The sequence below is a fragment of the Alcanivorax sp. UBA3183 genome (assembly GCF_002364155.1).
Lineage (GTDB): Bacteria > Pseudomonadota > Gammaproteobacteria > Pseudomonadales > Alcanivoracaceae > Alcanivorax > Alcanivorax jadensis.
On the sequence record NZ_DEXN01000043.1, the window covers coordinates 100,335 to 108,355 of the forward strand.

7 protein-coding genes are annotated in these 8,021 nt (G+C 55.5%); 2 read left to right on the forward strand and 5 right to left on the reverse strand.

Features of this window, described 5'->3' with window-relative positions:
• Positions 1–71: 71 nt before the first annotated feature.
• The 4 genes from B3Q33_RS13455 to B3Q33_RS13470 form a co-directional block, all read right to left on the reverse strand.
• Positions 72–551: a hypothetical protein gene (locus B3Q33_RS13455; protein ID WP_272997204.1), complete on the reverse strand. Its 480-nt coding sequence runs from the start codon at positions 549–551 to the stop codon at positions 72–74.
• Between the two features lie 62 nt (positions 552–613).
• Positions 614–2,644: a hypothetical protein gene (locus tag B3Q33_RS13460; RefSeq protein WP_272997203.1), complete on the reverse strand. Its 2,031-nt coding sequence runs from the start codon at positions 2,642–2,644 to the stop codon at positions 614–616.
• Between the two features lie 57 nt (positions 2,645–2,701).
• On the reverse strand, positions 2,702–3,928 hold the full coding sequence (locus B3Q33_RS13465) for a carboxylate--amine ligase (protein ID WP_035246113.1): 1,227 nt from the start codon (positions 3,926–3,928) through the stop codon (positions 2,702–2,704).
• Between the two features lie 428 nt (positions 3,929–4,356).
• Positions 4,357–4,650, reverse strand: coding sequence for a hypothetical protein (locus B3Q33_RS13470; RefSeq protein WP_273010147.1), 294 nt, complete (start codon positions 4,648–4,650; stop codon positions 4,357–4,359).
• A gap of 636 nt (positions 4,651–5,286) precedes the next feature.
• Between B3Q33_RS13470 and B3Q33_RS13475 the strand changes: the two genes are divergently transcribed.
• Positions 5,287–6,609, forward strand: coding sequence for an ankyrin repeat domain-containing protein (locus B3Q33_RS13475; protein WP_273010146.1), 1,323 nt, complete (start codon positions 5,287–5,289; stop codon positions 6,607–6,609).
• A 5-nt stretch (positions 6,610–6,614) separates the two neighbouring features.
• Positions 6,615–7,781 (forward strand): ankyrin repeat domain-containing protein, encoded by a 1,167-nt coding sequence (locus tag B3Q33_RS13480; protein ID WP_273010145.1) that lies wholly within the window; start codon positions 6,615–6,617, stop codon positions 7,779–7,781.
• Here B3Q33_RS13480 and B3Q33_RS13485 read toward each other — a convergent pair.
• Positions 7,758–8,021: hypothetical protein (locus B3Q33_RS13485; RefSeq protein WP_286828034.1), on the reverse strand; the 264-nt coding region annotated here is incomplete at its 5' end. The genes B3Q33_RS13480 and B3Q33_RS13485 overlap by 24 nt on opposite strands.

Below are 8,021 nucleotides of genomic sequence, written 5' to 3' on the forward strand. Positions count from 1 at the left end.
AAGCGCCGCTCCTACGGCGAAATAAACTCTTGCCGGGTTAATAATAAAAAACCGGAGCAGACAGCCTTCATCTATTCTTCACGCAATAACCCGCGTAACCGATAACAACGTACCAGAAAAGCCAACGCCAACAACAGTAGCGAGCCGGACCAGATCGCAAACACCCAGCGAATCCCTGCGGCGGCAACAGTCAGCGATACATCTGAAGGGGTAACAAGAAACGCGAACGCGTAAAAGGACGCATGCAGGGAGCAGGCGTAAAGCAGCAGATTCCATCCTGACCAGGGGTGCGGCCCCAGCGAAGAAAAACGCCACAGCCCCCATAAAAAAATCAGGTTATACCAGGGCATGAAAAGAGCAAACAGCCCAATCACCTCGCCAAGGCTATCCACATAATCCGGCGTCAGATTTACAAGCATCACCACACTGCCCATCACCGACACAACCAACACCCCGACACCGGCAAACCAGGTGCCATCGATGGGAGCAATGGCGGACACCAGCCAGACGACAATTGCCAGCCGGAACAACAGGACATCCATCGTCAGCATGTTCTTCGCAACGTTATGGGTTCATAGTGTTGCCGGGCTTTCCGCGACGAATCAGGCCTTGATCAACCCGGCCCGGTCGCCCCTTCGCTGGCTTGCAGGCCACCCTCAGGCAGTCGGTCCGCGCCCCAGCTGCGTTGCAGATAGCCACTGACTTCATCCAGTTGCTGCTGTTCAACTTGCGCCAGCTCACCCCGCTCCAACGGATCAAAGTGAAAGATATAAAGCCGCGACGCAAACTGCTCGAAGGGCAGTGACGCCTCGCCAAAACGTTCGCCATGGCCGGCGGTGCTGACCACCACGCCATCGCCCCAGTCCTGACCACTGTCGTTGTTGGGATTATAGAAATACACCCGCATGACATCCTGGGGATCCAGCGCCACGCGCAAGACACTAATTGCATGCCAGCCGATAAAACGGGCGGCACTGTCAGTAACAGCGACACCCGCAGGCTGGGGATGTATCAGGGGCTGATTGCCGTTGTAGTAGGGATGGTAGGCCGCATAGAAATGACGCAGAAAGTCGTCCAACTCCCACAGCTTCCCACTCCCCACATCAACATTGATACGAAAACCCCGGCCTGACCACCAGCCATGGAACTCCGGGTTCACCCACCGGTGGGGGTCACCCTCACGATCGACACAACGACGGCCCATTTCCGCATAAATCCGGTCCAGGTGGGGCACCACCAGCAGAGACACCGGGTCCAGGTCCATGGGCAGGCTACTGGCCACACCGCCAACGCTTTCGCTGGAGGAAATCGGCTGGCCCTCGAAATGCATGATGATTTCATCGTCACGGGCTGCCCAGGTCACCATTTGCAGCAGATAATCCGGATCGTTGTACGACCACATGGACAGAGCACGGGCGGACTGGCAGGTGGGATTATTGCCCTGCCCCACCCCCAGTGGCTGCCCCAGCATGCACAGCACACCTTCGATCAAATGAGCCTGTGGCGGCACCTGATCCCCGAAGGCCAGTGTCAAGCGCTGGCACGACCAGTCTGACAGAACCAGGCCCAGCTGCCGCCACAGGGCCGGCGCCACTGGCGGTTGATAGAGAATGCCCCGCTCCAGCACCAACGCCAGGCCATAAATGGCCTGGGCAGTTTGCGGATGCACCGCCGCTTCAATCAACGCCTGCACCAGCTGCCGGTAACACAGCAGGCAATCGCGACCGGTTGACGACAGGCCCATGGCCTCCGCCACCAGGTGGTCACCCTCCTCCAGCAAATGGCGCAGCAACACCGGGTGATACGGCGACACCAACCCGGTGTCATGCATGGCCCGGGCAAACCCGGTGGCTTCGCCCTGCAAGGCCGTGGCATCCATGCTGGCGAGCCGCTCAAGGTAGATCGCCACGCCCGGGTCTTCCCGGCAGGCCCGGGTCGGGCCGAACAGGCTGCTCACCAAGCGGTCCGCCCCCTGCCCGCTGCTGCCCAGATCGATATCCGGATTGACCTGGCAGATGGCGATCTGCGTGACCATCTGCTTGACCGGCTCGGTCTGAATGGGGCGCTGATTGAGAATCCGCCAGATCTCTTCAATCAGCTTGTCGACGATATGCTCATAACCGATGCGCTCGGCCAGATGCTGCAACAGATTCTGTGGCAGCACCGCCAGGCGGCCCTGGGTTTCACGCTGCGCCTCGGAAGGCGGCGAAAACAGCATGGCCAGATTGAGCGCCAGCACCTGGGTGAGAAAATGGTGGGCCTGCTCGGCGGAAATCAGGGTATGGCGGTAATCCCCACAGGCCACCGCCAACATGCGCAGCTCGCTCAGGGCCTCGATCACCACCAGCTCAGCCTGGGCACTTTGCAGGGACTGGGTAGTGAAACCGGGAACCAGAATCTGCGGCTCCGCCCAATCTGTCCCGGCAAAAATCCCGGCCGCTTCCAGCGTCTCGATGCGTTCGCCCAGGGCCGCACAACCGCCCTCCTGCATCATTACCCGCCGGGCCGTATCCAGTACCCGTGGCACCTTGGCCGGCCGGGTAAAGGAGGGCGCCTCTGCCAACTGGGTGATGGCATCATCCAGCCGAACAAGTAGCAGAGACAGATTGCTGGACGCGGACGTCTCTGAATGGGTCGTAGACACAGGGCAGTTCCTTAACGAATCCGTGGGGGCCCGGCGGGCCCCATGGTGACAGCGTATTCACACATAGAAATCCAGCTCTTCCTGCCGCTTGAGCAACCGGTGCATCTCTTTCGGGTCGTCACCCATGAAGTAAATCAGCCCCCAATGGGTACCAAAGGCGGTGCGCTTGGTGACAACCTCTTCCATGGGCGCCGTCAGTTCATGGGACTCGAAGTAGGGATGGTCTTCGGTCTCCTCCGGGATCTCCAGCTGACTGACCACACGCCGACGCGGGTACACCCCGAAACAACCGGCATGGCCCTTGGCATCCACCACCTCTTTCGGGAAGTAAGCCTTCACTTCCTCTGTGGTGGCCTTGGGGTCGAACACCAGCATGGTGGCCTGATAGGCATTGAAACCCTCATAGACCCGTTCCAGCAACTCGAACACCTTGAAGCCCGGCGGGCGATACGCCACCTCACCAAAGTACATCTCACCATCGCTGGTGACAAAGTACTCCGGATGGATCATGCCGAACTCGATATCGAAGGTCTTGATCAGCTTCTCGATCTGCTGGGTAATTTGCGGCCGGTACTGCTCCAGATCCGGCGACGCGGGGACATACACCGAATAGCCCAGCGTCACATACTCGGACAGGTTGAGAAAACAGATCTTGCCATCGTGAATCCAAGCTTCTACCGCAAACTCCCAGCCGTCCAGATGCGACTCCATCAACGACGGGAATTCCTCATCAGGAATCGCATCCACCTCATCCGGGGTGCGAATCACCCGGTGGCCAAGGCAACCGGCCTTGTCGAAGGCCTTCAAGTGGATCGGGTCATTCGGGTCGCCATCCAGCTTGAGCAGGGTCTGGTTCACCCGCTTCAGGAACCGGATCACGTCCTCCCGGTCATGGGCTTCCTCAAAGATACCCACCCGGATACCGCCAAGCTGTGCGCGCCGCTTCATCAGGGATTTATCCCGCATCAGCATGGCCTGACCCAACAACCGGGGGTTATCCAGCAGCACCGAATTGATCGCACCGGCCCACTCCACGGTTTCCTCATACAGTGGCACCGACACATCCACACCCATGTCTTTCAGGGTCTGGGCAATCTCCATGGAGCGATCATTCAGGCGTTCGAAATTCCAGGGCACGTAGGGAATATCATGCTCCTGGCAATACGCCTCAGCCCAGTCCGGAGCCACCACCACATAACGACGATCAAATTTCTCCGCCGCCTCGACCGCGTTCAAACTCCATCCTAATAAAGCAATATAGCCTTTGTTGGGATCTTTTTTCATTGAGCGCCTCCTGTCGAAAATTTGGCATTGGCCCTTTACGGTACACGTCTCCGCTTCTTTAACAACCGTTGACCCGCCACTTTTACAGCATAGACAGCACATCCCTCTTGACCAAAAAAGAGATAAAAGGGGACAAAAACGAAGTCATATCACGGCAAGGGATAGCGTTAAATGGAGCACCATTCACCGCTTACAACAAGTCATCAGGGGAGCTCAGTAAGGGCAGCCGCATACGGCCAAGAAAATATTGATCTAATTGAAAAAACTGGCGCAGGGGTGCGACCATGCCTCCTCTTCAACTCTAAAAAGGCCACGATCTTAGGCAATAAAAATTAATATCCTCAAACATTTAAAATATAGCAAATTTAACGTAAATCCCCCATAAAAATGAAATCATGAAACGATAAAAATTTCTTTACTCGATACCGCTAGGCATAGCTGGAAAACCCTGAACCGATCAGCCCTGCAATAAAAACCAGGACACCAAACAACATGCCCACTGTAGCAGCCAACGATGGGTCATCCTTTTTCTTTGCAGCAATCAAAATGGCCGCGAAGAAGTGAGCCAATGGAAGCAATGTCCAAGAGGCCAGTGACAACCAAAAGAAAAAGGCTTCTGCACCACCAGTGTAACCACGGGAACAAAAAAAACAGGTAACTCCAAATGACAGCCACCCGACAAAAATAAGAGTTATATATCGCCTTGATAGATACATAGCCATTCTCACACTCAAAACCCCAAGCAGGGTTGGACTGATCAGTCCACGACAAAAACCAGCCCTACCCTATCACATTGTCCACGTGCCAACCTGCAGCCACCAAAATTCCTGCATACTCATAAAATTCCACACCTTTTCGAACATGGATTGTCATTGATCCATCAACTCGTTCGTCTATTTGAAAAGCCGGATAAAAAGCGTTCATGCAGGCCAGCCCATAACTTGCAGATGGGCCATGTTTTCACTCCCGATTGAATAACAATTCGCCATTGATATCTATCGAACTCATCAAGACACCATTGTCGCCGCCAACATACCTCCCGCTTACTCCAGGGCACGGACAGCCCGCAAAAACACAAAAGAGGCCGATAACGTGTCCGCCGGGAGCCTTACAAAGACAATGACGTACCCCAAATGAGGGATGCGAATGACCCGGCACCCTGCCAAACTCGATTTGTAAAATAGCGGCCAATGTCGCCATCCAGTGAATAGGGCAGGGAAATCAATCCACTGGATGCCATTAGAGGCTTCTGAATCATCAATAGGTTCATCGCAGCGCCTCCTCCAGGTTCCGCCGGGTATGGCGGCGTTTAGCCACATTCAACACACCAAGCCAATTCATAAAAACAGGATCAATATATGTACCGTTCTTTCTGTCTGCTGATTTTCATCATGCTGCTTTCCGGCTGCACAAAAGAATGGTTTACCTTGATCCACAACGGAGATTTATCTGCGGTACAGCAACGCCTGGACAACGGCGCCGATCCGAATGGCACCGATGCCTACGGCACCACGCATCTCTGCGGAGCGCTAAAGTGGGGCAAGGAGGAACTGGTTTACACCTTGCTCGAGGCCGGCGCCGATCCAAATCTGCCCAGCCGCAAGTGGCTGACTCCTCTGCATTATGCGAACTCACCGGAGATGGTGACCCTCCTGCTCGAATACGGCGCAGACCCTGAGCAGACGAATGAGCGCGGCTATAAAGCGGCCGACTATGTGGAATTCGACTTGATTAAAATGCGCTCAGAGGCTGCGAAATCCGATGACAGATACTACGAGCAACATATCCCTCGCCTAGAAGCCACACTGCAAGCCTTCGGCCGCACCCCCATCACCGAAGAACAATCATGGGAAAAATGGCCAAGCCTGATGGCACGGTATTACCCGGAGCAGGCGAAATCCCGGGCCATGGAAACGCTCACCGCCAACGGCACCATCGGCATCAAATGGAAGCAGGAAAGCGGCATCCCGATAGTGATAGCACTGGTTCCGCAAGGGCCAGCAGCACGCAGCAAACAGATTCAGGAGGGTGACTCTCTTATCGGGGTGGCGCCGAATGGCGGCGATGACATTCTGGACCTGAACGGTCTCAGCCTGGGCGACACCATGGAGCTGATTCGCGGCAAAAAGGGCCAACCGGTGACATTGGTACTGCAGGGCAAGGAAGCCAGTCAGCCCCACCAGGTCACACTGACGCGGGGCAGCATCACTCGCGAACAATGGCAGGCATTTAATCAAGCACAACAACAAAAAACCATTCAGTCACTGGTGATACAGGATAACAGTGGTCAGTACCTGAGCCCCTACACATCCGATGGTGTCGTCGCTGAGTGGGTCAGCAAGGCCATCAATAACCGCATGGGTAGCGCTACCGGCTCCGCCGTGGGCGGCGCCGCCGGGGCCTACGCAGCCAACAAGGCGCTGGAGAGTGTGCCCGGGGGCAGCTTGATTGGCGGCTTCCTGGGCTCGAAGGCCGGCAAGGCTGTGGGCACCCAGATGGCCGACGATGTCTCTGGCGGTGACGCCTACCGACGCCAGACCTCGGATCTTTCCTTCCGCAGCCTGAGTGATATGGCCTCCTGGCTGAGGGAAGAGCATGGTGACAAGGCTAATTTCGGGGAAGTTACCAAAGCGACCAACACGGTCTATCCAGGATTGTTGGAGGCCATTTCTGGTCAGTAAACGGAATGCACATTTTTAAGTATTTCAAATCGCTTTGGTGGAGTGAAAAAATGATATTAACGATCAGGTTTGCCCGCGCACGGAAGAATGCTCGAATAAATTTTACGCTACCCGGTATTCTAATAATCGCATGCCTGCAGGCTCTGTTATCCGGTTGCTCTTCATATGCTACATATGAGCTGCAAAACGCAGTAGTACAAAACGATCTTCCCGCCGTCCAGCAGAGCCTGAGCCAGGGTGGCAACCCCAATGGCAAAGGGCGCACCGGTCTTACTCCCTTGATGTTCGCCTCTTTAAGTCATACTCCCGAACGGGAACAAATAATACGAGCATTGCTCGCCAACGGCGCCGATCCCAACAAGCCCGTTACGAAAAGCGGCCGCTTTGAAGGCCAAACGGCTCTGCATATTGCGCGATCTTCAGAAGCGGTTGAGGCTCTAATGGAACACGGTGCCAACCCGACCCTGCGAGACAAGCAAGGCAGGCTCCCGGCGGACGTCATTGAAATGTATATCGTGTGGCGTCGTGACGCACCTGGACTTGAAGAAGTGGTAGCCCAGAGTGAGGCAGCATTGGCAATTCTGGGAAGAGAACCTATGTCTGAGGAACAAGCATGGGAACAGCACCCGAAATTGATGGAAGAGCGAAAAAAGTGGATTGCCAAGCGTGCACAACGTGAAAAATTGATGCAGAGCGCCAATCAGGGAAGTCCCGCCGTCGCCAAAACGAATATCTCTGAACAAACGGTAGCGGAAACACCCATCATTCAGAATAACTCCGGACGTTACTTAAGCCCCTACACCTCCGATGGTGTCGTCGCCGAGTGGGTAAACAAAGCTATCAACAACCAGATGGGCAGCGCTGCCGGCTCCGCCGTGGGCGCCGCGGCCGGCAATTATGCCGCCCAGAAAGCCCTCGAAAATGTCCCCGGCGGTGCATTGCTCGGAAGTATCTTCGGCTCCATGGCGGGCAAGACCGCGGGCAACAAGGTAGCCGACGATATCTCTGGCGGTGACGCCTACCGACGCGAGACCTCGGACCTTTCCTTCCACAGCCTGAATGACATGGCTACCTGGCTCAGAGCGGAACATGGCGACAAGGCAAATTTCGCGGAAGTCACCAAGGCAACCAATGCGGTCTACCCTGGATTACTGGACGCCATGGCTTACTGACTCGAACATCTCTACCGCTCTACCCAGGTACTCCATTCTACCTTCCGAAGGCAGATCGCAACGTATCGGTGCTTTAAGAGTATTTTTATCCAAACTACAGTTTAACGCTTGCAGCATGCGCGCCCATGGAATGGAGCCAAAGGCTGATGATCTTCCCCCGATAAAATGGACACGCTTCATTTCACGCTGCCATTCTCTCGTATTCTGCCGGGGCCACGTAGCCAATGCCAGAGTGTAACC